Annotated in this window: 28 protein-coding genes; 19 read left to right on the top strand and 9 right to left on the bottom strand. The window is 40.0% G+C overall.

Features of this window, described 5'->3' with window-relative positions:
* The first annotated feature begins 3 nt into the window (after nt 1–3).
* From typA to LQ188_RS17405, 3 genes are read left to right on the top strand one after another with little or no spacing between them, the layout of a single operon-like run.
* Nucleotides 4–1,851: a translational GTPase TypA gene (gene typA / locus LQ188_RS17415; RefSeq protein WP_048684521.1), complete on the top strand. Its 1,848-nt coding sequence runs from the start codon at nt 4–6 to the stop codon at nt 1,849–1,851.
* Between the two features lie 22 nt (nt 1,852–1,873).
* The gene (locus LQ188_RS17410; RefSeq protein ID WP_034314008.1) at nt 1,874–2,182 is read left to right on the top strand and encodes a YlaH-like family protein; all 309 of its coding nucleotides are present in this window, start codon (nt 1,874–1,876) and stop codon (nt 2,180–2,182) included.
* Between the two features lie 4 nt (nt 2,183–2,186).
* Nucleotides 2,187–2,471, top strand: coding sequence for a hypothetical protein (locus LQ188_RS17405; protein WP_101224732.1), 285 nt, complete (start codon nt 2,187–2,189; stop codon nt 2,469–2,471).
* A gap of 39 nt (nt 2,472–2,510) precedes the next feature.
* On the opposite strand, the gene LQ188_RS17400 is transcribed toward LQ188_RS17405, so the two are convergent.
* The 3 genes from LQ188_RS17400 to LQ188_RS17390 all read right to left on the bottom strand — a co-directional run bounded on the left by LQ188_RS17400 (nt 2,511) and on the right by LQ188_RS17390 (nt 3,886).
* Nucleotides 2,511–2,942 (bottom strand): hypothetical protein, encoded by a 432-nt coding sequence (locus LQ188_RS17400; RefSeq protein ID WP_230177578.1) that lies wholly within the window; start codon nt 2,940–2,942, stop codon nt 2,511–2,513.
* On the bottom strand, nt 2,926–3,126 hold the full coding sequence (locus tag LQ188_RS17395; protein WP_072272690.1) for a YlaI family protein: 201 nt from the start codon (nt 3,124–3,126) through the stop codon (nt 2,926–2,928). The genes LQ188_RS17400 and LQ188_RS17395 overlap by 17 nt, the downstream gene beginning before the upstream one ends.
* A 160-nt stretch (nt 3,127–3,286) precedes the next feature.
* Nucleotides 3,287–3,886 (bottom strand): YhcN/YlaJ family sporulation lipoprotein, encoded by a 600-nt coding sequence (locus tag LQ188_RS17390; RefSeq protein ID WP_230177577.1) that lies wholly within the window; start codon nt 3,884–3,886, stop codon nt 3,287–3,289.
* Between the two features lie 266 nt (nt 3,887–4,152).
* Here LQ188_RS17390 and LQ188_RS17385 point away from each other — a divergent pair, with 266 nt between their 5' ends.
* Nucleotides 4,153–5,484, top strand: coding sequence for a PhoH family protein (locus tag LQ188_RS17385; RefSeq protein ID WP_230177575.1), 1,332 nt, complete (start codon nt 4,153–4,155; stop codon nt 5,482–5,484).
* Between the two features lie 64 nt (nt 5,485–5,548).
* Here the strand turns inward: LQ188_RS17385 and LQ188_RS17380 are convergent, their stop codons facing one another.
* Nucleotides 5,549–6,052: a hypothetical protein gene (locus LQ188_RS17380; RefSeq protein ID WP_101224551.1), complete on the bottom strand. Its 504-nt coding sequence runs from the start codon at nt 6,050–6,052 to the stop codon at nt 5,549–5,551.
* Nucleotides 6,053–6,273: 221 nt separating this feature from the next.
* Here LQ188_RS17380 and LQ188_RS17375 point away from each other — a divergent pair, with 221 nt between their 5' ends.
* On the top strand, nt 6,274–6,555 hold the full coding sequence (locus tag LQ188_RS17375) for a YlaN family protein (protein ID WP_034313996.1): 282 nt from the start codon (nt 6,274–6,276) through the stop codon (nt 6,553–6,555).
* Between the two features lie 571 nt (nt 6,556–7,126).
* The gene (gene pyc, locus LQ188_RS17370) at nt 7,127–10,564 is read left to right on the top strand and encodes a pyruvate carboxylase (RefSeq protein WP_101224552.1); all 3,438 of its coding nucleotides are present in this window, start codon (nt 7,127–7,129) and stop codon (nt 10,562–10,564) included.
* A gap of 178 nt (nt 10,565–10,742) precedes the next feature.
* Here the strand turns inward: pyc and LQ188_RS17365 are convergent, their stop codons facing one another.
* Complete coding sequence (locus LQ188_RS17365; protein ID WP_101224733.1) at nt 10,743–11,729, bottom strand: heme A synthase; 987 nt, start codon at nt 11,727–11,729, stop codon at nt 10,743–10,745.
* 600 nt (nt 11,730–12,329) lie between these two features.
* Here LQ188_RS17365 and cyoE point away from each other — a divergent pair.
* The 7 genes from cyoE (at nt 12,330) to LQ188_RS17330 (ending at nt 19,189) form a co-directional block, all read left to right on the top strand.
* Complete coding sequence (gene cyoE, locus LQ188_RS17360) at nt 12,330–13,268, top strand: heme o synthase (RefSeq protein ID WP_101224553.1); 939 nt, start codon at nt 12,330–12,332, stop codon at nt 13,266–13,268.
* Between the two features lie 253 nt (nt 13,269–13,521).
* Complete coding sequence (coxB, locus tag LQ188_RS17355; protein ID WP_101224554.1) at nt 13,522–14,604, top strand: cytochrome c oxidase subunit II; 1,083 nt, start codon at nt 13,522–13,524, stop codon at nt 14,602–14,604.
* A 24-nt stretch (nt 14,605–14,628) separates the two neighbouring features.
* The gene (gene ctaD / locus LQ188_RS17350) at nt 14,629–16,500 is read left to right on the top strand and encodes a cytochrome c oxidase subunit I (protein WP_101224555.1); all 1,872 of its coding nucleotides are present in this window, start codon (nt 14,629–14,631) and stop codon (nt 16,498–16,500) included.
* Nucleotides 16,500–17,129 carry a cytochrome (ubi)quinol oxidase subunit III gene (locus tag LQ188_RS17345; RefSeq protein WP_101224556.1) on the top strand — a complete coding sequence of 210 codons (630 nt, stop codon included), beginning with the start codon at nt 16,500–16,502 and terminating at the stop codon, nt 17,127–17,129. The genes ctaD and LQ188_RS17345 overlap by 1 nt, the downstream gene beginning before the upstream one ends.
* Before the next feature lie 3 nt (nt 17,130–17,132).
* Entirely contained in the window at nt 17,133–17,468 is a 336-nt protein-coding gene (ctaF, locus tag LQ188_RS17340; protein WP_048684534.1) for a cytochrome c oxidase subunit IVB, read from the top strand.
* Between the two features lie 141 nt (nt 17,469–17,609).
* The gene (gene ctaG, locus LQ188_RS17335) at nt 17,610–18,521 is read left to right on the top strand and encodes a cytochrome c oxidase assembly factor CtaG (protein ID WP_353616236.1); all 912 of its coding nucleotides are present in this window, start codon (nt 17,610–17,612) and stop codon (nt 18,519–18,521) included.
* Between the two features lie 206 nt (nt 18,522–18,727).
* Nucleotides 18,728–19,189, top strand: coding sequence for a DUF420 domain-containing protein (locus LQ188_RS17330; RefSeq protein ID WP_057278459.1), 462 nt, complete (start codon nt 18,728–18,730; stop codon nt 19,187–19,189).
* A gap of 113 nt (nt 19,190–19,302) precedes the next feature.
* Here LQ188_RS17330 and LQ188_RS17325 read toward each other — a convergent pair whose 3' ends face one another.
* Nucleotides 19,303–19,665 (bottom strand): YugN family protein, encoded by a 363-nt coding sequence (locus LQ188_RS17325; RefSeq protein WP_101224559.1) that lies wholly within the window; start codon nt 19,663–19,665, stop codon nt 19,303–19,305.
* Nucleotides 19,666–20,011: 346 nt separating this feature from the next.
* On the opposite strand from LQ188_RS17325, the gene LQ188_RS17320 reads away from it, so the two are divergent.
* On the top strand, nt 20,012–21,046 hold the full coding sequence (locus tag LQ188_RS17320; RefSeq protein ID WP_230177573.1) for a CAP domain-containing protein: 1,035 nt from the start codon (nt 20,012–20,014) through the stop codon (nt 21,044–21,046).
* Between the two features lie 205 nt (nt 21,047–21,251).
* Here the strand turns inward: LQ188_RS17320 and LQ188_RS17315 are convergent, their stop codons facing one another.
* Entirely contained in the window at nt 21,252–21,479 is a 228-nt protein-coding gene (locus tag LQ188_RS17315) for a hypothetical protein (protein ID WP_230177571.1), read from the bottom strand.
* Nucleotides 21,480–21,589: 110 nt separating this feature from the next.
* Between LQ188_RS17315 and LQ188_RS17310 the strand changes: the two genes are divergently transcribed.
* From LQ188_RS17310 to LQ188_RS17295, 4 genes are read left to right on the top strand one after another with little or no spacing between them, the layout of a single operon-like run.
* Nucleotides 21,590–22,021 (top strand): YlbD family protein, encoded by a 432-nt coding sequence (locus tag LQ188_RS17310; RefSeq protein ID WP_230177569.1) that lies wholly within the window; start codon nt 21,590–21,592, stop codon nt 22,019–22,021.
* A gap of 12 nt (nt 22,022–22,033) precedes the next feature.
* Nucleotides 22,034–22,276, top strand: a complete 243-nt coding sequence (locus tag LQ188_RS17305; protein WP_101224562.1) for a YlbE-like family protein — start codon at nt 22,034–22,036, stop codon at nt 22,274–22,276.
* A 60-nt stretch (nt 22,277–22,336) separates the two neighbouring features.
* Nucleotides 22,337–22,762: a hypothetical protein gene (locus LQ188_RS17300; RefSeq protein WP_101224563.1), complete on the top strand. Its 426-nt coding sequence runs from the start codon at nt 22,337–22,339 to the stop codon at nt 22,760–22,762.
* Nucleotides 22,763–22,822: 60 nt separating this feature from the next.
* Entirely contained in the window at nt 22,823–23,272 is a 450-nt protein-coding gene (locus LQ188_RS17295; protein WP_063232132.1) for a YlbF family regulator, read from the top strand.
* Nucleotides 23,273–23,452: 180 nt separating this feature from the next.
* Here LQ188_RS17295 and LQ188_RS17290 read toward each other — a convergent pair whose 3' ends face one another.
* Nucleotides 23,453–23,776 (bottom strand): hypothetical protein, encoded by a 324-nt coding sequence (locus LQ188_RS17290; RefSeq protein WP_101224564.1) that lies wholly within the window; start codon nt 23,774–23,776, stop codon nt 23,453–23,455.
* A 137-nt stretch (nt 23,777–23,913) separates the two neighbouring features.
* Here LQ188_RS17290 and LQ188_RS17285 point away from each other — a divergent pair, with 137 nt between their 5' ends.
* Nucleotides 23,914–24,189, top strand: a complete 276-nt coding sequence (locus LQ188_RS17285) for a YlbG family protein (RefSeq protein ID WP_048684554.1) — start codon at nt 23,914–23,916, stop codon at nt 24,187–24,189.
* A 54-nt stretch (nt 24,190–24,243) separates the two neighbouring features.
* Here the strand turns inward: LQ188_RS17285 and LQ188_RS17280 are convergent, their stop codons facing one another.
* Complete coding sequence (locus LQ188_RS17280; RefSeq protein ID WP_230177567.1) at nt 24,244–24,633, bottom strand: methylthioribose kinase; 390 nt, start codon at nt 24,631–24,633, stop codon at nt 24,244–24,246.
* Nucleotides 24,634–24,858: the final 225 nt, after the last annotated feature.

Here is a 24,858-nt window from a genome sequence, read left to right as displayed (position 1 = left end):
TTTTTGAAATTAAGAGAAAATATTCGTAATATAGCCATCATTGCCCACGTTGACCATGGTAAAACAACGTTAGTGGATCAGTTGCTTAAGCAATCTGGTACTTTCCGTGAAAATGAACATGTGGAAGAACGTGCGATGGATTCTAATGCGATTGAAAAAGAACGCGGAATTACGATTCTTGCGAAAAATACAGCAGTTCAATACCAAGATACAAGGATCAATATTTTGGATACACCTGGTCATGCCGACTTTGGTGGTGAAGTGGAACGGATCATGAAAATGGTTGATGGCGTTCTTCTTGTTGTTGATGCATATGAAGGCTGTATGCCGCAAACTCGCTTCGTGTTGAAAAAAGCATTGGAACAAAAGATCACGCCAATCGTTGTCGTGAACAAAATCGATAAAGATTCTGCTCGTCCAAATGAAGTGGTCGATGAAGTAATTGACTTATTCATCGAGCTAGGAGCTGAAGAAGAACAATTAGACTTCCCAGTTGTCTTCACTTCAGGTATTGCTGGTACTGCAAGCTTGGATTCAGATCCTGCTAAACAAGAAGAAGACATGACCCCACTTTTCGAAACAATCGTTGAAACGATCCCTGCACCAATCGATAACTCAGATGAACCGCTTCAATTCCAAGTGGCTTTACTTGACTATAATGATTATGTAGGACGTATTGGCGTTGGCCGTGTATTCCGCGGTAAAATGCATGTAGGTCAACAAGTTTCATTAATGAAACTTGATGGGAAGGTTAAACAATTCCGTGTAACGAAAATCTTTGGTTATATCGGCTTGAAGAAAGTTGAAATCCAAGAAGCCGTTGCCGGTGATTTAATTGCCGTTTCTGGTATGGAGGATATTAACGTAGGGGAAACAGTTTGTCCGACTGAACACCCTGAAGCTCTACCTATCCTGCGTATTGACGAGCCAACATTACAAATGACTTTCCTTGTAAATAACAGCCCATTCGCAGGCCGTGAAGGTAAATTCGTTACAGCTCGTAAAATTGAAGAGCGTTTGAGAAACCAATTGCAGACTGATGTCAGCTTAAGAGTCGAAAATACTGATTCTCCGGATGTCTGGATTGTTTCAGGTCGTGGGGAGCTTCACCTTTCCATCCTGATCGAAAACATGAGACGTGAAGGTTATGAACTGCAAGTTTCTAAACCGGAAGTTATCGTTCGTTTGATTGATGGTGTCCGTTGTGAGCCGGTTGAACGTGTACAAATCGACGTACCTGAGGAGCACACTGGTTCGATCATGGAATCAATGGGAGCCCGTAAAGGTGAATTATTGGATATGATCAACAGCGGAAGCGGTCAAGTTCGTTTACTGTTCACGATCCCAGCTCGCGGACTTATTGGCTATTCAACTGAGTTCTTAACGATTACACGCGGATATGGTATCATGAACCATTCATTTGACAGCTACCAACCAATGGCCCAAGGTCAAGTCGGCGGAAGACGTCAAGGTGTACTTGTATCTATGGAATCAGGAAAAACTACACAATATGGTATTATGCAAGTAGAAGACCGCGGTGTTATTTTCGTTGAGCCAGGTACGGATATTTACGAAGGCATGATCGTCGGGGAACATAACCGTGATAGCGATTTGACAGTTAATATCGTTAAAGCGAAACAAATGACAAATATGCGTTCAGCAAATAAAGACCAAACTTCTTCCATGAAAAAACCAAGAATCATGTCCCTTGAAGAAGCTCTGGAATATTTGAACGATGACGAGTACTGTGAAGTAACTCCGGATTCAATCCGTCTTCGTAAAAAAATTCTAGATAAAAACGAGCGTGAAAGAGCAGCTAAAAGAAAAAAAGTTGCTGTTGAAGAAAAATAAATAGCAAGAGGAGGAGAAAAGATTGGATATCCAAGAGCGATTATCATTTTTTGCAGCATTGTACAGAGTGGATGAAAATCCTGAAGCAGGAATGTGGTATTTATATTTGACGGTCTTTGGATTATGCATCCTTGTCTATCAGTTAGGTTTTGCCAAAAAGTTACCATTGCTAAAAAATGTGGTCATTTATGTGGTAATGGCACTTGGATGTACCCTTCTTTCTTTCTTTGCGGTGTTTCTTCCTATGGGGGAAGCATTAGTCATCGCTTCGCTTGTTCTGGGAATTTATAGGATCCGTCTTCATAATTCGAGAAAAGAAGAACAGGCTTAAGATGATGAAATCATTACAGGATGCTTTATACAATTGGTTGACGATCAAAGTTGTCTGTGATGCAAGGCCTGATGATACAGCTGCACGCGATACAGAAATGTTTTTCATGCAGATGCTGAAAGACGATCATCAGGTGATAATCGATTCGGTTACAAAGACAGAACCTTTTTATTTCGTCGAGTACCTTTTGGGAGACGAAATGAAAAAGCAACGTTATCCGATTGAATTGATTGATATCATGTTAGACCAAATTCAGTTAGAGCCAGAAAAGTATAAAAATATTGAGTAATGATAAAAAGAACCGTGCGATTTACGCACGGTTCTTTTTTTATATGGCTTTAGGGAGGAAAAGTCCGTAAAAAAGATGTAAGATTGTCCACAAAAAGAAAGCTGTCAAATCAGAAGGAAGGACAACTTCTGTTTTCGACAGCGCCGATAGTGGGAAGTAAAGCATGATGGCGGGAATGATCGTGATAAAAGCAAGTGCGTATTCGTTCCATCTCCTGAAAATTTTTAAAGGATGAAGAATATAAGCGTAAATAAACGTAATGGCAAGTGAAAAAAGGAGATGGAAAAAGAACAATGATGTCTCACTCCAGGAAATAGCTCCAATTAGAGGAAGGAAATCCACATTCAATAAAAGCTTATACACTTGCTTGCCGGAAAACATTTCTACCCACTTCATTATCAATCCAAGCAGAACTCCATTGATGAGACCAATCAGGCAAACTTTATAAAATATTCTACCATTCATCTTCATTTTTGATCGTCCGGTACAGACGGAAGTTTCCGGTTGCAATCCGTTCGTTCGTACGCTCTTCTATGCGTTGGTTGCATGTATTGCACATATAGGTATGTATAGGACGGTTTCGAAGTTTCTTTGCTTCTGGGCTATCGTCAGGTATAGATTCAATTTGATCGCATATTACACATTTAACCTTCATATTAGTTGAACCTCACTTCAATTCGAATATGCTTTTAAGTATACCAATATTTTTATGGTAAAACGAGGATAAAGTGAAACTGACATTTGAAAGTTAATGTTACTTGGTGCATGGCGGGTATAGACAAAAAACCCGAAGATTCACTTCGGGTCAGGAAAATTCATTCTTTAAAGTGATTGGATTGATCATTTTGCTCTTTATCGAGTTCTTTTCTTTCCGTTTCATCATCAAGTTTATTTTTTTCATTTTCAATGTTCTTGGACGGCGTTGGGGTTAAAATATCACCAGGAACCTCAGGAATGACTCGACTTGTGATGTCAGCCAGTTCATTTAGTATCCCGGTTACCGGTTTACCGTCTTTAATGTCTCTGGCCACCTCCCTGATCCGCTCATTTATATCCGGGTCAGCGACGATGAGGGCATTTGCACCTTCAGGATCATGTTTTAAAGTTTCTCCAACAGAGTACTTTATCGTTCCGACCTGTGAACGCTCAATATCTTGGTCAATATCTATTCCGACGATGGCATATTTGCCAAGTACGACTGCGGTGGCATCGTTCACCTCCGGAATGGATTTAGCCAAACCGGTGAGTCTTTCCGCTGTTTGCTGGCCGGTATTTCTGTCTGCCTCCTTAATGGTCGTATTATTGACTTTCGTTATATTGTTTTTCGAGTTATTTTCAGACACTTCGTTATTATTATCCATTGTGCAACCTGACATCAACAGAACCGCAGCGAGCGGCAATATGATTTTTCGCAATGTAAAGCCTCCTTAATGCTCTTTTTTTGTTCCAGCCTGTCCATCACTACCAAGTCTGATGCATATAAGTATAAAATGCAGTGAAACATGGTGTTATCAATGTTGGGGATTGCATTCTTTGCTGGAAGTTTTCTTTATAGTCTGTAAATGTTCTTCTATCTTTATGCAAAGGAACATATATTTTATCAACAGTCTCGTCCGCTACATAAATGCTGAGTGTAGTAAATGGTAAGGCATATCCTATAGAGCAGGCAGGAGGCGTCATATTGGGGAAAAAAATCTATGTTTTAGATACGAATGTCCTGTTGCAGGATCCGTATTCGATTTATTCATTCGAAGATAATGAAGTTGTCATTCCAGCAGTCGTATTAGAAGAATTGGATTCGAAAAAAAGGTACATGGATGAAATCGGAAGGAATGCCAGGCAAGTATCGAAATTGATCGATGGCTTTCGGGAAAAAGGGAAGCTTCATCAGAGCATTCAGCTTCATAATGGAGGCAGCATAAGGATTGAACTCAACCATCGTTCATTTCATAAGCTTCAGGAAATTTTTGTGGAGAAAACGAATGATAACAGGATATTGGCAGTCGCGAAAAATTTATCATTGGAAGAAGAGACGAAGGAAGCTGGAAAAACGGTCATTTTGGTTAGTAAAGATACACTCGTCAGGGTCAAGGCTGATGCGATCGGTCTTGAGGCAGAAGATTTTTTAAATGACCGTGTCGTAGAACTGGACCATATTTACGCTGGGCACAAAGAAGTGTTTGTACCGATTGATAATCTGAATAAGTTTTATGAAAAAAGTTTTCTGGCACTGGAAGAACTGACAAAAGATTCATATTATCCAAATCAATTCCTGTTGATGAAGGACACGCTGGGCAGTTCAGCTTCTGCGATAGGGATTGTGGATGAGAATTGCAGGTTCGTTAAGAAATTGATGTATGAAGGGGAACATATCTGGGGAATTAAACCGAGAAATGTCCAGCAGACGATGGCCCTAGATTTGTTGCTCCGTTCGGACATCAAGCTTGTGACGCTCATTGGTAAGGCTGGGACAGGTAAGACTTTATTGGCATTGGCGACAGGATTGATGCAAACTGAAGATTTGTCACAATATAAGAAACTTTTGGTTGCCAGGCCCATTGTTCCGGTTGGTAAAGATATTGGTTATCTGCCAGGGGAAAAAGAAGAAAAATTAAGACCATGGATGCAGCCTATTTTTGATAATCTCGAATTTTTGTTCAATACGAAAAAACCTGGGGAATTGGATGCCATTTTAGCAGGCATGAGTTCGATCGAAGTGGAAGCCCTAACCTATATCAGGGGAAGGAGCATCCCGGATCAGTTCATCATCATCGATGAAGCGCAGAACTTAACGAAACATGAGGTCAAGACCATTTTGACGAGGGTCGGGGAGCGAAGCAAAATTGTGTTAATGGGAGATCCGGAACAAATAGATCATCCGTATTTAGATGAATATAATAATGGTTTGACATATGTGGTGGAAAAATTCAAGACCGAGCGTATTGCAGGCCACGTTAAATTGATAAAAGGGGAAAGATCTGGATTGGCCCAGCTGGCAGCTACGCTTTTATAATGCAATCGGCAAGGGATATCCCTTGCCGATTGCTCTAAAGTTTTTGGCGAGAATGGACTAATTCTTATTTAACAGTGAAAGACCGAACATTTTTTATCGGATCATTGATGTTGGAAGCGTCTCCGAAATAAATTTCCAAAGGACCGCCCTCGGATATTTTAAGCGGCTTTCCTTCCTTGGAAAAGCCCAGGAAAAATTCAAGTGCCGTTTCCAATGGGAATGTAAGCTCCTCATCATCGGTTGTAACGATGACTTCAGTTACCCCATTTTCAGGTTCGGCATTTTTTAAAAAAGGTTCAAAAGGGATGCCGAAAGTCCCTTCCAGCAATCTTTGCTTCTCGAACTTTCGTTCCGTTTTTAATGTGGGTGGCATTATTGCGCCTTCCTGTATTTCTTTTTGCCAATGTTTGGAGGCAGCAATCGTATATTCTTCTAATTCATTGACTTGGACTCTTTCTGCGTGGAAATATGTATTTATTTCAACTTTACGGTCATCAAAAATCCATACTCCGGGATCTAGTGTAATTGGATATTTCACTTTTCCATTTATAAATACGATGGGTTCCAAATATCTCATTCCTTTCTGTTGCTCTTTAATGATTATAATCAATTATAATTGAATTGTCACATCTTCACGATGGTGAACAATTTTCATGGCTGGGTATATTCATTTGAGAGGTGATTGTGTTATCTCAATGGCAAATTGTTTGTCAATGTCCTTGCTTTTTCACAAAACTAAAGGTAGAATTTAAAGATAAGATTTAATCGCTCTGAGCGGGGGGATTTAACATGGCATCTGATATGCTTGTCAATCATCGAGAAAAAGCTTATGCTTTATTAAAAGCAGATGCTGACAAGATTCTAAAACTGATAAAAGTTCAAATGGAAAATCTCACTATGCCTCAATGTCCTTTATATGAAGAGGTCCTTGATACACAAATGTTCGGTCTATCAAGAGAAATTGATTTTGCCGTACGCTTAGGTTTGGTAGAGGAAACCGAGGGTAAATCCCTTTTGGAAACCCTTGAACAGGAATTGTCAGTTTTGCATGAAGCATCATTAAAAAAATAATAGATAAAACATACTAACTCAAACAAATCTCGATGATTGTTTGAGTTTTTTATTTATGTACATAATTAATCAATAGTGTTATACTATATCCAATAGTGACATACTAATTGGTCCTTGGAAGCTCAATTTGAGTTTTTTAATTATTTTGAATTTTTATTTTGATATTGGCAATTTATAGTCCTGTTCCTTTGCTGCGGCATTGGAGTCTTGGTGGGAAATCAGATTTAATTCCTTGTTTTTATATACGAATATATGCAATTTTTTATTTTTTTATTGTATTCAGTTAATTTTAGTATTATTGTTATATTAATTGAATGTTAAATTAAATTGATAATATATTATTATAGCTAAATTTTCATTTGTTAATGGTATAGGGCTCTTTTTAAACTTTATCGAATGTAAAAATCGAAAATATAAAATATATCGAAATAATTACATCAGCGATAAAATGAGCTTAATCAGATTGGACTCCTTATTTGGGAAATCAATTCATGAATAAAAAGTGGTGGAAATCTTTCACGCTTTTTTTCTATATATTCAATAAAAATACATATTGATTAGGGTGGTAGCAATGGCGAAACGTATAGAAAAAGTACTTGCGGCAAATCGTGGGGAAATAGCGATAAGGATTTTTCGTGCATGTACGGAATTAGACATTCACACAGTTGCAATCTATTCAAAGGAAGATTATGGTTCTTATCACAGATATAAAGCGGATGAGGCATATTTGGTCGGGGAAGGCAAAAAGCCGATTGATGCATATCTGGATATTGAAGGCATAATTGCGATTGCCAAAATGAGCGGAGTCGATGCGATTCATCCAGGTTATGGTTTTCTTTCAGAAAATATTGAATTTGCGAAACGTTGTGAGGAAGAGGGCATAATCTTCATCGGACCAGAATCAAGACACCTAGATATGTTTGGTGACAAAGTGAAAGCCAGAACACAAGCTGAACTGGCTGATATTCCGGTTATCCCTGGTAGCGATGGACCGGTGACCAGTGTTGAAGAAGTCAAGGAATTTGGTGAACAATATGGTTTTCCAATTATTATAAAAGCCTCTTTAGGCGGCGGCGGACGCGGAATGCGGATTGTCGAAAAAATCGAAGAAGTTGAAGAGGCTTATGATCGCGCAAAATCAGAAGCTAAAGCAGCTTTTGGTAATGATGAAGTCTATGTAGAGAGATTCATACAAAATCCGAAGCATATCGAAGTTCAGATTTTGGCTGATACTCATGGGAATATCGTCCATTTATATGAACGTGACTGTTCCGTTCAGAGACGGCATCAAAAAGTTGTGGAAGTGGCACCTTCCGTTTCCCTTTCCGAAGATTTAAGGGAAAGGATTTGTGAGGCAGCCGTCAAGTTGGCGAAAAATATTGATTATGTGAACGCTGGTACGGTCGAGTTCCTTGTCGCAAATGGCGAATTTTACTTTATTGAAGTCAATCCACGGGTACAGGTTGAGCATACCATTACTGAAATGATTACGGGCATTGACATCGTTCAATCTCAAATCATGGTAGCTGAAGGGCATGAACTCCATGGCAAAAAGATCGGGATTCCCGAACAAGCGGGAATTAAAACTCATGGATATGCGATTCAATCAAGGGTGACGACTGAGGACCCATTGAATAATTTCATGCCCGATACCGGGAAAATGATGGTTTACCGTTCCGGTGGGGGATTCGGTGTTCGTCTGGACGCAGGGAATGGGTTCCAAGGTGCGGTCATCACACCATATTATGATTCCCTTCTCGTTAAACTTTCGACTCATGCGCTTTCATTTGAGCAGGCAGCTTCCAAAATGGTTCGTAACCTTAAGGAATTCAGGATTCGTGGAATTAAAACTAATATCCCCTTCCTTGAAAATGTTGTTAAACATGAAAAATTCATAAATGGGGAATATGATACATCATTCATTGATACAACACCGGAATTATTTAGCTTCCCAATCAGGAAAGACCGTGGGACAAAAATGCTTTCATATATCGGAAATGTGACCGTGAATGGATTCCCGGGAGTCGAGAAAAAGAAAAAGCCGGTTTTTGATCCAGCTCCGATTCCGAATGTTGGTGGTCTGCCGCTTATCTCTGGTACAAAAAATATACTTGAAGAGCAAGGTGCAGAGGGACTGGTCAAATGGATTAAAGAACAGAAAGAGGTATTGATCACCGATACGACTTTCCGTGATGCACATCAATCTTTACTGGCGACGAGAATCAGGTCGAAAGATATCCTTGATATCGCTGAGCCTACAGCAAAACTCCTTCCTGATTTATTTTCAATGGAAATGTGGGGCGGGGCAACTTTTGATGTCGCATATCGCTTCTTGAAAGAAGATCCATGGGACAGGCTGTTAAGTTTCAGGAAAAAAGCTCCGAATGTCCTTTTGCAAATGCTATTAAGGGCTTCAAATGCAGTTGGTTACAAAAATTACCCTGATAATGTCATTCGTGAATTCGTAGAGAAATCAGCGGATGCAGGCATTGACGTTTTCCGTATCTTCGATAGTTTAAACTGGGTTAAAGGAATGGAATTGGCTATTGATGCAGTTCGTCAATCAGGCAAAATTGCGGAAGCTGCCATTTGTTATACAGGGGATTTGAATGACCCATCACGGAGCAAGTATAATATCGAATACTATAAAAATATGGCGGTGGAATTAGAACAAGCCGGTGCCCATATTTTAGCGATCAAGGATATGGCCGGCCTCTTGAAACCTGAAGCTGCTTACCGCCTTGTATCGGAACTGAAAGAATCGACATCCCTTCCGATCCATCTGCATACTCATGATACAAGCGGAAATGGCATTTACATGTATTCTAAAGCGATCGAAGCTGGTGTGGATATCGTTGATACGGCGATAGGTTCTTTGGCTGGACTGACTTCGCAGCCAAGTGTACAAACACTTCATTATGCATTGGAGGGGTCAAGCAGACAGCCTAAATTGGAAGTCGATTCTCTAGAGCGTTTAGGAGAATACTGGGGAGAGGTCAGGAAATTCTATCATGACTTCGAAAGCGGCATGAATGCACCTCATACCGAGGTTTACAAGCACGAGATGCCAGGCGGTCAATATAGTAATCTGCAGCAGCAAGCCAAAGCAGTGGGGCTGGGAGACCGCTGGCATGAAGTGAAAGAGATGTACCAGCGCGTCAATGTAATGTTCGGCGATATCGTTAAAGTAACTCCTTCATCCAAAGTTGTTGGGGATATGGCTTTATTCATGGTACAAAATAACCTGTCTGAAGAAGATGTTCTGACAAAAGGAAATTCCATCGATTTCCCTGATTCAGTCATAGAGTTATTCGAAGGCTATCTAGGTCAGCCAGTTGGGGGATTCCCTAAAGAGCTTCAGGAAGTTATCCTGAAAGGGAAGAAACCTATAACAGTAAGACCGGGTGAATTATTGGAAGAAGTGGACTTTGCAGCACTTAAAGAAGAATTATTCAAGGAATTGGGACGGGCAGTCACTGATTTCGATGTGCTTGCATATGCCCTATATCCAAAAGTATTCCTGGAGTACAATAAAACGATTGAGCTGTTTGGAGATGTTTCCAACCTCGATACCGCTACTTTCTTATATGGCATGAGGCTAGGGGAAGAAATCGAAGTTGAAATTGAAAAGGGTAAAACGCTCATCGTAAAATTGGTTTCAATCGGTCAGCCATTGGCTGATGGAACAAGGGTCGTTTATTTTGAGTTGAATGGTCAATCACGTGAAGTGATCATCAAGGATGAAAACATTAAATCTTCCGTTGTATCAAAAATGAAAGCAGACCCAAAAAATAAAGAACAACTCGGTGCGACAATGCCAGGTACGGTTATTCGCGTAGTTGTCGAGAAAGGCGATCAGGTCAAGCAGGGTGATCACCTAATCATTACGGAAGCGATGAAAATGGAAACTACCGTGCAAGCACCATTCTCCGGGACCATTAAAGATATTTATGTTAAAGATGGAGAAGCGATCAGTACTGGAGACTTATTGATTGAAATAACTAAGTAATCTAGCTGACTGTGACCTTGTAATGATTTGGGGTATATGGGGTATGCTTGAGATTTCAAGCTGCTCTGTACCCTCTTTTTAGGCAATGTACGGTCATCTTGAGACAAAACAAAAACCACCATTCCCGGGAATGGTGGTTTTTGTTTTGTCTATTTGAATTTGATTGAACAATCAGACATTAACGGGCGGGTACCGTTGGTGTTATATCCTGTTCATCCTGTCCTTTGACTGCGTGCGTGGAGTTCCCTTTTTGCTGAGCTAGGGAATTTTTTTTACTTCTTGATGTCAATAGCATCAAATAGCTCATTACACCAAAAAAGCAGGCAATGAACAATGCGTGCGTCAATGCGATATATAAGTTTTGCCTTGAGAAAATGATAAAGGCTCCAGCGGTGACCTGTAAAAATACGAGAATGAATGCAGCAATCCAACCGCCATATAAAACTTTTTGATTTTTGTAATGTTTTTTGGCGATATAAGCCACATATGATACCCAAATGAAAATAGCGCCTGCCATTGCACGGTGCCCCATCTGAATCCATTCATAAAGGTTGGAGGGGAGTGCAGCGCTGTCATTTACACATAAAGGCCAATCCTTACAGATAAGACTGGATTCTGTATGCCTTACAAGAGCACCCGTATAGACGACTGCCAGACAAAAAATCAATACGCCAATAATATGGAATTTCATACGTTTGTCAACTATAAGTTTTTCGGCTTCGAACTTCTTGTCTACTTCAAAAATCAACAATGTCAGTAAAAAGACGGAAGCAAAGGAAATGAGCGATATGCCAAAATGAAGGGCAAGGACGAAATCGGATTGTGACCAAATGACGGCAGCGGCTCCAATCAACCCTTGCAGTAACAGAAAACCAAAAGAAAGGACGGATAAGAAACGCGCTTCACGAATATGACCGATTTTTTTCCAAGACATATACGATAAAATTAAAACCAAGAATCCTCCAGCACCTGAAACGAGCCGATGGGAAAGTTCAATGACCAATTCAATCGTGATTTTGTCCGGGATCAATTGGCCATTGCACAATGGCCAGGACCTGCCGCAACCCATGCCGGAATCCGTCTTCGTGACTAAAGCTCCACCAAGTAAGATGAAAAGCATTACAATCGTTGTTAAAACAGCAAACCATTTAAGAGACGATTTCACTAGTAGTCCCACCTTTTTCTCTGTAGCAAATAGGATTGTTCTTAAAATTAATAATAGCATAAGGTTTTTCATAATATTTGTCGAACTTCCTCGATATTACACAAAATAGAATGATTTTACAAGTTCAGTTTATATTATAGCTATTAATTAAAATGCCTGAAATAGTTGAAAGTTGCAAAAGACTTTGATAGAAATAAAGGGAGTGTAAACCTTCAAGTAGGAGCAAAATAGGGATAGAGCCTAGGGGATGATGATAACAGCATACTATTCATGTTCTTGATGAACATCTAATTAACAGCAGTAAATTATTGAGACACAAATTGGTCAAAAATTATCCGAAAAATTTTCACAAAAGCTTCCAAAAATGTGTTTTAATATATTGAAGAAATGATTTTACTAAATTTTACTGTTATTAAGCATGATATTAAGAATGATAGCTCTCGATGGATTCCATTGACAACGGTCATTGGTAAATAATTTACTTTTTGTTTACGCTTCCTTGGTTACAAATATCGAAAAGTATGAAATAATGTTCTATAGCATATGTAAGTATTTTTTTGCATTTGCGTCTGTGCTGAATGATTTAAAGGAGGAAAACAAATGTCAGAAACAAGGGGTTTGTCAGAAGCTGTCATGGAGGACAGTAAAGCCGCCCTTCAATCGGATATACCTGAAACAACAGCTTGGAAGGATTTTCTCGCACTTATAAAAGTGGGGATTGTCAATTCAAATATAATTACAGCTTTTACCGGCGTGTGGTTAGCTCTTCATTTTTCGGGGCTTAGCTTCTTAAACAATCTAGATGTAGTGTTTTATACACTTGCAGGTTCGGCGCTCATTATGGCTGGATCTTGCAGTTTCAATAATTATTATGACCGAGATATCGATCATTTAATGGAAAGAACGAAAAACCGTCCAACGGTAACTGGAAAAGTACAGCCTTCAAAGGTATTGGCGTTAAGTTTCGGCTTAATTGCTGCAGGGCTGATTTTACTTGCATTGACTAATATGACAACTGCCATACTAGGTGCATTCGGCGTCTTCGCCTATGTTGTTTTATATACCATGGTTTTCAAGCGTAGATTTGTATCGAATACGATTATAGGCAGTATATCCGGAGCTGTGCCTCCACTTATCGGGTGGGCTGCAGTCGACCCGGGCCTTGATAAGATCGCCTGGGTCCTGTTCGCGATCATGTTCTTGTGGCAGCCGCCTCATTTTTATGCACTAGCAATGAGGCGTGTCGAAGAATATCGTGCAGCCGGGGTACCTATGCTTCCGGTCGTAAAAGGCTTCAAGGCCGCAAAAAGGTCGATCATGCTATGGATCGTCTGTTTAATGTTTGTACCTTTCTTTTTAACTCCATTAGGAACACCGCTAGTTATTCTTGCTGCATTATTGAGTACGGGGTGGCTTATTTTGGGAATTAAGGGGTATAAAAAGAAAGATGATGTTAAATGGGCAACATCCATGTTTGTATATTCTTTAAATTATATGACCATTTTATTTGTAGCGATGGTTATTGTCACTCTCATCTAGTTTTGGTTAAAATAAGCTGGCGGCCTGTTCTTTTACAGGCTCCAGCTTACTGATATATATTGCACTGACCGCGACTCATACATATTAACGGAACCAACGGGGTCATACATAAGAGCGGTTACATGGATCATCTTAATAATTCCTTAGTTTAGGGATTCTTTCTTTTTAGAAATTGACATAGAGAGAATATTCGCAATTGCGCCCATTTTTATTTTTGTGAGAAAATTTTGACGAAAGAGGGGTTTCTGAAGCTATGAAAAAAAGGCTGCACAAATGGCGCCTAATTGCTCTGCTGGGTATTGTAGGACTTGTCCTTTCGGGCTGCGGCGAACCATTTCTATCCGCGCTGAAGCCAGCTGGCGATGTTGCGCAATCTCAGTATGACTTACTGATATTGAGTACACTAATCATGGTACTGGTTATTATTGTTGTGATTATTTTGTTCGTTGTAGTTTTACTACGCTTCCGTCGGAAGGAAGGCGACGAAACAATACCGAAACAAATTGAAGGAAGTCATAAACTCGAAATTATCTGGACTGTTATTCCTATCCTTCTTTTAATTGTTCTGGCTGTTCCAACCGTCGTCACGACTTTCGACTTAGCCGACACAAAGGCAATGGATAAGAAAGATAAGGATGGAAAAACAAAGGATGCACTTGTCGTGAATGTCAGGGCGAACCTTTATTGGTGGGAGTTTGAATATCCGGACCTTGGCGTTGTAACAAGTCAGGATTTGGTTGTGCCAACCGATCAAAAAGTGTATTTCAATCTAACTGCTTCAGATGTTAAGCATTCATTCTGGGTACCGTCTGCCGGAGGAAAGATGGATACCAATACAGAAGGGGTCAATCAGTTTTTCTTAGAATTCGATAGTAAAAAGGCTGAAGATTCAAACAACTTGTTTTACGGAAAATGTGCTGAACTTTGCGGTCCTTCACATGCTTTGATGGATTTTAAGGTCGTACCGAAGTCCAAAAGCGATTTTGAAGCTTGGACTAAAGATATGAAAGCCGCGAAGGAACCTGTCGTTGAAGGTGATCTAGCCAAACAGGGTGAAGATGTCTTTAATCAAAGTTGTATAGGCTGCCATGCGGTGACACCAAATGACAGCAGGCCTGAAGCTGCTCGTCAGGCTCCGAATCTCGCTACATTCGGTGAACGCCAAAAAGTGGCTGGCGTATTGGATCATACGGAAGAGAATGTGAAAAAATGGATCAAGGATCCTGAGAAGTATAAACCGGGCAACACGATGACCGGTACTTACGGCGAACTTTCGGATTCAGATATTAATGCACTGGCAGCTTATCTATTAGAGCTTAAGGTGGAAGACAAATAGAACATTGATTAAGGAGGTTAAATCGTGAGTACGTACGCTAATAAAAAAGGATTTGGCGCTACGCTTTGGGATTATCTGACGACGGTGGACCATAAGAAAATCGCCATTTTATATCTTATCTCTGGCGGATTATTCTTTGTAATCGGCGGTTTGGAAGCGATGTTTATCCGTATCCAGCTTGCAATCCCAAATAATGATTTCGTAAGTGCCGGATTTTATAATGAAATATTGACCATGCACGGTACAACTATGATATTTCTGGCAGCCATGCCATTGGTGTTTGCTGTAATGAATGCGGTTGTACCCTTACAGATAGGGGCACGTGATGTCGCGTTCCCATTTTTGAACTCGTTAGGTTTTTGGTTGTTTTTCTTTGGAGGAGTCTTTCTGAATCTTTCTTGGTTTTTAGGGGGGGCTCCTGATGCAGGCTGGACATCATATGCATCACTTTCCCTGCATTCCGAAGGCCATGGTATTGATTTTTACGTCCTGGGATTACAGATATCAGGATTGGGAACATTAATTGCGGGGATCAATTTCCTTGTAACCATTATTAATATGCGTACGCCTGGTATGACATATATGCGTATGCCGCTGTTCACATGGTCAACTTTCGTTGTTTCCGCATTGATATTATTCGCTTTTCCTCCGCTTACCGTAGGATTGGTGTTAATGATGTTCGACAGGATGTTCGGCTCGAATTTCTTTGATGTAGCAGCGGGCGGGAATACGATCATTTGGGAGCATTTATTCTGGATATTCGGTCACCCGGAAGTATATATCCTGATTCTTCCAGCTTTCGGTATTTTTTCCGAAATTTTCGCTACATTCTCAAGAAAAAGATTATTCGGATATTCATCGATGGTATTTGCAACCGTTTTAATCGGTTTCTTAGGTTTCATGGTTTGGGCGCATCACATGTTTACGACTGGTTTGGGACCTATCGCGAATGCGATTTTTGCCGTGGCTACCATGGCTATTGCGGTGCCGACAGGTATTAAGATATTCAACTGGATTTTTACGATGTGGGGCGGAAGCGTCAAGTTCACGGTACCGATGCTTTATGCAGTTGCCTTTATCCCTACATTTACCATGGGTGGCGTGACAGGTATCATGCTCGCATCAGCACCAGCTGATTATCAATACCATGATAGTTATTTCGTTGTTGCCCATTTCCACTATGTAATCGTTGGTGGGGTTGTATTGGGCTTACTGGCTGGAATCAATTTTTATTGGCCGAAAATGTTTGGAACGATGTTAAGTGAAAAATTGGGACAAATCACATTTTGGACGTTCTTGATCGGTTTCCATTTAACATTCTTCATTCAACATTTCTTAGGTTTGATGGGGATGCCTCGTCGCGTATTTACATTCTTGGACGATCAAGGTCTTAATACAGGTAATATGATTAGTACAGTTGGAGCCTTCTTAATGGCATTTGGGGTCTTGGTTATGGTCATCAATATAATCATTACATCCGTGAAGAATGAGAAGGTCGGCAATGATCCATGGGGAGACGGCCGTACGCTGGAATGGGCCATCCCATCACCACCGCCGTTTTATAATTTCAAACAACTTCCGCTTGTCCGCGGATTAGATCCTTACTGGGTTGAGAAAATGGAAGGGAAAAAGGAAATGACTCCTGCAGAACCACTGGGGGATATCCATATGCCGAATTCATCCATACTACCTTTAACGATTGCCTTGGGTTTATTTGTTGCCGCATTCGGTGCTTTATATAATATGGATGATAAGACATGGACCCTGCCTATAATTATTGTTGGACTTTTGATCACATTCGGTTCAATGCTTATCCGTTCCGTTAAAGACGATCATGGTTACCACATTCATAAAGAAGACCTTATGGACAATAAAGACAAGGGAGGTAAGGCATAATGCAAGCAGATGAAAGATTCACGGATGCCACTTGGCCTGCTTCTCCCGAGAAAGCGACTTTAGAAGGTAAAAATAAGTATTTGGGATTCTGGTTGTTTCTTGGTGGAGAGACGGTACTATTCGCCTCACTTTTTGCAACTTATCTTGCATTGAAGGATAAAGTTCCAAATGGTGATGCAGCCCTAGCTAAAGACTTATTCGAATTACCGCTGACTTTTGTAGCAACCATGCTTTTATTGACCAGTTCATTAACCAGTGTATATGCGATGTACCATATGAAGAATAACCATTTTAAACAAATGCAAGCATGGCTTGTGATTACAGTTGCACTTGGCTTTGCTTTTCTAGGTCTCGAGATTTATGAATTTAATCACTATGTTCATGAATTCCATCATACATTTACGAGCAGTGCATTCGGCTCCGCATTTTATACGTTAGTTGGTTTTCATGGAGGACACGTTGCTTTCGGTCTGGTTTGGATCATATCTCTTATGGTTCGTAATGCAAGAAGGGGCTTGAATTTATATAACGCTCCTAAATTTTATGTCGCGAGTCTTTATTGGCATTTCATTGACGTAGTCTGGGTGTTTATCTTTACTGTCGTATACTTAATGGGAATGGTGGGATAACTGATGGCGAATGAACAATCAAATTCAGCGAACCCGAATGTCGATTTAAAATATCGCCGTAAGAAAAATGCTGAAGAGATGAAACACCAAGTGATATCATTTACACTTATGATTTTCTTTACATTACTTGCTTTTGCTGCTGTAGGAATCGAGGGTTTTTCACATTGGTTCATTAAACCAGTCATTTTGCTGCTGGCAGTTGTACAGGTGATTTTCCAATTGTATTATTTCATGCATATGAAGCATAAAGGGCATGGCACCATTGCATTGTTCTTATTTTCGGGCCTTGCAGTCGGCTTGATAACTGTCCTTGTGTTCACAACGATTGTTTGGTTATAAACCATAAAAGAAATCGGCTATTGAATGATAGCCGGTTTTCTTTATGTGTTGATTAGCTAGAAAAAGAATCCAAGTTTATCTATATTTGTTACCATGTTTCATTTTAGGTATAATGAAAGTAAGAAAAAGTTTATGAACGAGGTGATTTTTTTGTCTATTGATATTTTCGGATTTCGCGCTTTGTGGAGTCCTTATTATTTTGCCGTCCTCGTACTTATAACCGTTGGCTATTTTTGGCTGGTTACAAAAAAAAGGGAGAAGTTTTCGGGCAGTTCAGTCCTATCCGTTAAACAGGCAACTTATTTTTTGATAGCCATGTTCCTTCTATATGCAGTAAAAGGATCACCACTGGATTTATTGAGCCATATCATGTTCAGTGCGCACATGTTTCAAATGGCACTGCTCTATCTCGTGATTCCGCCTTTATTTATCATAGCGATTCCAGATTGGCTTATGAGAACTTTCATAAACTCAAGGGGAGTGAAGCCGTTATTTCAATTTTTCACGAAACCTCTTGTCGCCCTTTTACTGTTTAATGTTCTTTTCTCGTTGTACCATATCCCGTTAGTGTTCGACTTTATCAAAACGGGGATGTGGTTTCATGCCGGATACACGGTCCTTTTATTTACCACTGCTGTTTTGATGTGGTTCCCGCTTGTCAATCAACTTCCGGAACGTGAAAGTCTATCAGGTGTGAAAAAAGTAGCTTATATTTTCGGCAGTGGCATTCTAATGACCCCTGCTTGCGCTTTGATCATTTTTGCTAATGATCCGATGTATGATACATTCACCAATGCGGAATCTTGGGCGAGTGCCATGGAGCTTTGCGTTCCGGCTTCAGCACTGTCCGGCTTAACGCTCAGTGGCCCGGAAATGTTCAATGGACTGCCATTGCTTGAGGATCAACAGCTTGGTGGGGTTCTGATGAAGGTGATCCAAGAAATTGTTTTAGGCTATGTATTAGGTGTCATTTTCTTTGCTTGGTTCAAAAAGGAGAATGGCGGCCAAAATGATATCGATCCGATACCTTCGGATTTTCAGACTGTAGAATAATTGTACGATAAAAGACTTGTCTTGGGACGGACAAGTCTTTTATCTGCCTTGCCTGTTTTTTGATTTAAAGCAAATAGCCAGTGATTCGACTTGGCTATTCTATAAAAGTGAGCATTCTGTTAATAATCCTTGATTTTATTGAATTTTATGATTGCCTCTTATAAAATGGTAGTTGATTAATAAATATAGAGAGGACTACAATACATATGTCTTTACCAATCCTTCCAACGATAAGTACAGCTTTCATTGTATTAAGTGCAATCACTGTTGCAATAGGCTGGTATCAAATTAAACAACGCAAAATCGAGACTCATAAAAAAACCATGATGGCAGCTGCGGTTTTTGCGGTAATCTTTTTCACTATATATCTTTCCCGGACGGTCTTCATTGGCAGTACGTCATTTGGCGGACCTGATGACATTAAAATTTATTATACAATTTTTTTGATCTTCCATATAACGCTTGCGACAACTGGAGCAGTTTTGGGGATCATCATGCTTACCACTGGTTTTAAAGGTAAATTCGCCATTCATAAAAAAATCGGACCTGCTACCAGCATCATTTGGTTTTTCACTGGGATTACAGGTGTAGCTGTTTACATCCTGCTTTATGTCATTTATCATGGCGGCGAAACAACATCTTTAATAAAGGCGATCCTAGGATTTTAAAATAACGAAAAAGCCTGGTGCAAAAAAGCATCAGGCTTTTGTAATGGATACGAAAAAAAGAGAGCATCACACATGATCCTCTCTCTTTGTACCTCACTTTTAACTTACGGCTTTTACAGGCCGTTGAATTGTGTAAGTTCTTCTTTGATTTGAGAGAGGATTTTTTCACTTTGTTTAACTAGTGATGCAGGGAAATCCTCTCCTTCTCCATATTCAACTCCGTGTGGATAATAGTGTTTTCCTAATAGAGGGACCATAAGTTTAATGACGGCCCTGTGAGAGCCTACATCGCCCTCTGTAGCATAGCCAAGTATTCTCAGGTAAAACGTGCCTTCTTTTAATTCGAACTTACGATCGTAACTGACTCTTTCGTAATCCCATTGTTCTGCACGTATTAAACCATATTGCGGCATTAGGTCATCTAATCGGTTTAAGTCGGCTGTGATGTTTTCGATTCCAAAGCTTTCAAATTTCACGAGTAGTACCTCCTATGTTTACTATTGGGAATTAAAATGACATACCGGGAAAATATTATGTACATGAATATATTAAAAATCTCCAAGTATGTTTATAATATACCATTTTATCCTATATTTTATAATAGTACGAAATGGTGGAAGTTGCAATGAACTCAACCATGGTATTTCAATCATTCACAAAAGTTCCATTTTTAAAATAAATTTAATGAAGGGGCAGTCTATCGTAAATTAGAAAATTATGATTGAACAGTGATATAATCAGGAAAGAAAGGTTTTTTGCATTGGATACATAAATTAGATAGAGAGAGGGAGTGTTCCTCTGCGCAATTTAGGTAAGGTGTTGGTGTTGATCGTTATTTTTTTCGTAATCGGTATTTATCTTAATATCGGCGATGAAGATGAAGGGAACCCTCTTATTGATGGTAACAAAGGTGTTAACCCCAATGGACATATAAATGAAAAAAGCCCTTCCTCTGAAAAGGAAGGGGTTACTAAAGTGACAGAAGGTCTGGCAGTAACAATCGGGAAAAATGCAAAAGAGATAGAAAAGGAATACGGTAAGCCAGATCGAATTGATATGTCCGCATATGGATATGAATGGTGGGTATATAAAAAGAATTATAATAATTATTTTCAATTAGCCGTTGAAAATGGAAAAGTGGTATCTGCTTATGGGATCGGTGATGAGGTCAATGTCGCTCCTTTTAAAATTGGACAATCGATTGATGCCATCTATTCCAGCTTATATGTGGAACCTACTGTTGATATTGAAGTGGGTGACAGTTCCTATCGTTTCGAATTGTCGGAGGAAGACATGAACATGAGACCGTTGATTGATTTAGGGAATATCAATGTTCAGCTTTATTTGGATAAATTCACAGGGACTGTTTCAAGCATCCGATTTTTGAATGATTCGGCCCTATTGAAACAACAGCCGTATGAGTTGACCTATCATGGTGAGCTTGTGACAATTAAGGATCTTTCTGAGGAAGACATGGCGAAAGTGGAAGATGGCAATGAGCAGCAAATATTCGATATTACGAATATAATGCGCAGCCGGTTTGATTTGGAGCCTTTAGAATGGGATGCTCCAACAGCAAGGGTTGCCTACCTTCATAGCCGTGAAATGACGGACACACCTGAAGGAACCCATGTTTCTGAAACAAATGGGGATTTGGAAAAGCGTCTCGATGCAGGTCATGTAAAATACAGGGCAGCAGGTGAAAATATAGCGGCTAATTATGTGGACGCAGCTGCAGTCATGGAAGGCTGGCTAAATAGCAAAGGTCATCGGGATGCGATGCTGAACGAGGAATTTACAGGTCTGGGCGTCGGGGTATATAAAAAGTATTACACTCAGAATTTCATAAAGAGATAAAAAAAACGGATCCGTTTGGGTCCGTTTTCTTGTTCTGGAAATAGCGCAAAGTTCCCCATCCATCCTCGCGCTGGACCTTCCCCTCTATGATAAGTTTGCCTACGTCAATTTGCATTTGCACGCAAACGGCAATGGAAGGTATTACGTAACGAACTTGGATATCCGCAGTAACGGAAGGTTGCCACCATGCCTTCATGAGTCTTGTTCAATCAAGAGGTGTGTCAGGCATGGCCATCGTGAGTGTCGTCACCTGTTCGCTTACATCCTTATTTAATTGCAGCGGGATTGAAAAATAAGAGCGGTTCCCTTGCTCTACTTTGGCTTTTAACCCTGAAACAATTCCCGATGAATCAGATAACTCTATTTCATCTGCAGCTACAGCCAGGTTCTGGATGTCATTGATTAAGTCACATTCACGCGCATGAAAATACATCCTTTTTTGCTTTGGAACATCCAATTGGATTTAAAATGGAATGTGATGCACTTTTTATTTACCTTTAGCATATGGTGCAATAGGCGATGTCTAAGTGTGAGGTGAGAGTAATGGCAAAAAGAAAACGGCCCTCCGTGGATCGATTTCGGGAGTTTGTAAAGGAGCATCCTCATTTAGTGAATGAAGTGAGAAGCAAACAAGCAACATGGCAGGAACTTTTTGAAGAGTGGTATTTACTCGGGGATGATCATCCACGCTGGCAGGCTGAAGGCAGTGTGGGTGAGACCAAAGTGAATACAGAATCCCCATCACCGCCGGACGAAAAGGGGGACCAAAGCACTGAGTTGATCGGTTCGTTAATGAGTGCAGTTAAAAATATGGATATGGGGCAGATTCAACAATATATTACGAATGCCAATCAGGCCATCGGTGCAATCCAAGGAGTGCTATCTGCTTTCCAAGGGAATAAATCAGGTGATACAAGTCCTCCCCCAAAAGAAAAAGAGCAGAGAGCTAACCCTTTTTTATTCACAAAAGATTAAGGAGGGTTTTTCATGCGTCAGAATATATATGAATTCATCCAAACAAACGAAGATATGCGAAATTACTTGAGGGTTCAGCCTGGATGGTACAGAAGGTTAATGCGTAATCCCCATGAAGTGGATGTGTTTGAAACCGAGGCGAAATATTATTTTGAAAAGTCGATTCCGCATCGGGTCTCTAAATTTTCGGAAAGCGTTCAGGTCGCCTCCATGATGCTTCATATGTTTCAAGCGATGAATGTTTCAGGTGAATGAAGAAAAAAAGAGTAAATTACTCCTTTTGGCGAACAATAAAGGCAAAAGGGGGACGATGGAATGAGAAAGTTGATATTGGCTCTAACAGTGTTGATGGCAGCGTCGGGTTGTGGGAAGAAAATACCGGAACCTGAGAATTCAGGAGTAGCCATACAAAGTGTTTCTACACTTAAAGCTGCCACCACTGTATCGGGCATCCGAAATTCAGATGAGGACTTTCGGGTAAAAACTTTTGTAAAAGGCAACTCTGTCTATGTAGAGTGCTACTTGAAAAACTATGGTTTTTCTGAATCAAATCCAGAACAGTTGGCAACTGTGTCCGTATTTATTGATAATCAAAAGAAAGTCGATATGAAAACGGCAGCATTTATCTTAAAGGAAGTCCCGAATGGCAAGCATAAAATCAAGCTGGAGATTTTGAATGGTTCAGGTGAAAAAACAGGGCTGCAAAAAGAGATTGAGGTACATATCACTTCCTCGATTTAATCAAACCATTAGCATCTAACAGGGAGAAATGGTAAAATGGTTGTGGAGGTGAGCTTGTTAATGCTTGCTACTATGGAAATCATCGACATTTTACAACAGGCTGATGGATTAGCTGAAATGATCCTTCATTCTGAAATAGGGGAAGAATACCTCCTTAGTTTATATAAATTACAAAGCGACAAAGAGGCTCAGCGGAAAATTTCCAAGTTTACTTCGCTAAAGGATCTATTTGAAGATGTTCAAAGGTTCGGTAAATATCATCCGGATTATAAACGCATCAATTTAGAAACCAGGCAAGCTAAACGAGACATGGATATGCATCCTGCCGTTGCTGAGTTTAAGCGGGCTGAGACCGAATTGCAATCCGTTCTTGATGAAATAAGCGGAAGGATTGGCCGAGCTGTTTCTGAACAGGTCAAAACTCCAGCGGGGAATCCATTTTTTGTTTCATCCGGTGGATGTTCAACGGGAAGCTGCGGAACCGGCGGAAGCTGCGGATGCTCTGCTTAAGGTAATTGCCATATTGTGAACAATAGGCCGGTATATTGAATGCAGCCATCGAAATTCGAAATTACTACGGAGTTCGGTGGCTGTGTCATGTAAGGAACCTTCGTCGAGACATTGTTCAATGAACCGATGAATGTATAAAGATTTTCTTGTTATTTATATTCCGGATACGTGACAAAGGGATTAACTGCGATATAAAATACAATCCGGACATAGGTTGCCGCAGCAAAACATCTTTTGCTGCGGCACATAAAAACGGTGCCGGAATACATATAAATGTTCTTCCTGCCGTACGAAAATGGTTTCACAATGAAGCTGCTTGCCACGCATTGAAAGGCTTGCGGCTTTTTTTATTAAAAAAGAAAGCTTACTATTATTATTTTGAGCCGGATGATAATGGATATATAAAAATGGTATACCTGTGAACTTTTTTATCGAAGCTTGGGTAATTTCTTCATTATCTAATAGATGATCAATAAATTGATGCCAAATTTGGTTTAAATCCATCGTTTGTTAGGCTCCCTTCACAGTGTTTATATTCATAATAGTGAGAGAATTTCGTTTATAATCTTTTTTCTTGGTTGAAAGTAAAGATTCTGCTATGCTACACTTAGTTAAAACCTTTATAAAAGGGAGTTATTGATATGCTTGGAGCGAGACAGGGAATCATCGTCTATTTACATACATTAAAACAAGCCAAAATGCTTAGGAAATTTGGAAATATCCATTATGTTTCAAAAAAGTTGAAATATGTGGTGCTTTATACGAATATGGATGAAGTGGAGCCACTAGTGGAAAAGCTGAATAATTATTCGTTCGTTAAAAAAGTGGACCTTTCTTACAAGCCTTTTTTGAAGGTGGAGTTCGAAAACTCCAAACCGGATAAAGCGAAAGAATATGATTATAAAATGGGAATTTAAAAAAAGCTGACTCATGCGGAGTCAGCCTTTTTCATTTCAGGGCATCAACATTTCTCAACCTAATGGGGGCAGATATCTATTCATTCGCAAAATGCCGATTAAGTGTTGGTAGTACAACTCGATTTCTGCAAAGAGCACCGAAGGTTTCACGTCGATTTCAATAATCGGTCTATCCAGTTCCTCCGCCAAGCTCTCAAAAAGCTCATAGCGTTTGTTTTTGGTGGCATGAGGGTTCGGTATACCTTCGCGGCAAATGTAAAGCGGCTGGAATTTCCCGGGATCTGTTGGGTGCATGACGATTACCAATGACGTTACCTTTTTATCATTTATAGTAGTATGCATGGCCAAAAGCCTTGCAACTCGATGTTTCTGATTGCGTCCTACTTCCAGCAACTCATATATATCGGAATATCCTTGTCCAATTTCAATAAAACGTTGAATCAATTAAACCTCTCCTAACTAACTTATTATTCATTACTTTATCATTATCCCTCATAAAAGAGAAGGACAACTTCATTGATGAAGCATGACAAAGACACTTAGATATCAGAGATTTAACAAAAAAAAGCCCTGCAAAAATATGCAGGGTCCTTCTATGTCTAACTAAGGACCAGAAGGCAAAGGGAGAGGAGAAACCGGAGGAAGAGCTTATGGGGAAACGTAAGCCTT

The organism is Peribacillus sp. Bi134 (assembly GCF_918698065.1).
Taxonomy (GTDB): Bacteria; Bacillota; Bacilli; order Bacillales; family DSM-1321; genus Peribacillus.
This window is presented reverse-complemented; position numbering and strand designations above follow the sequence as displayed.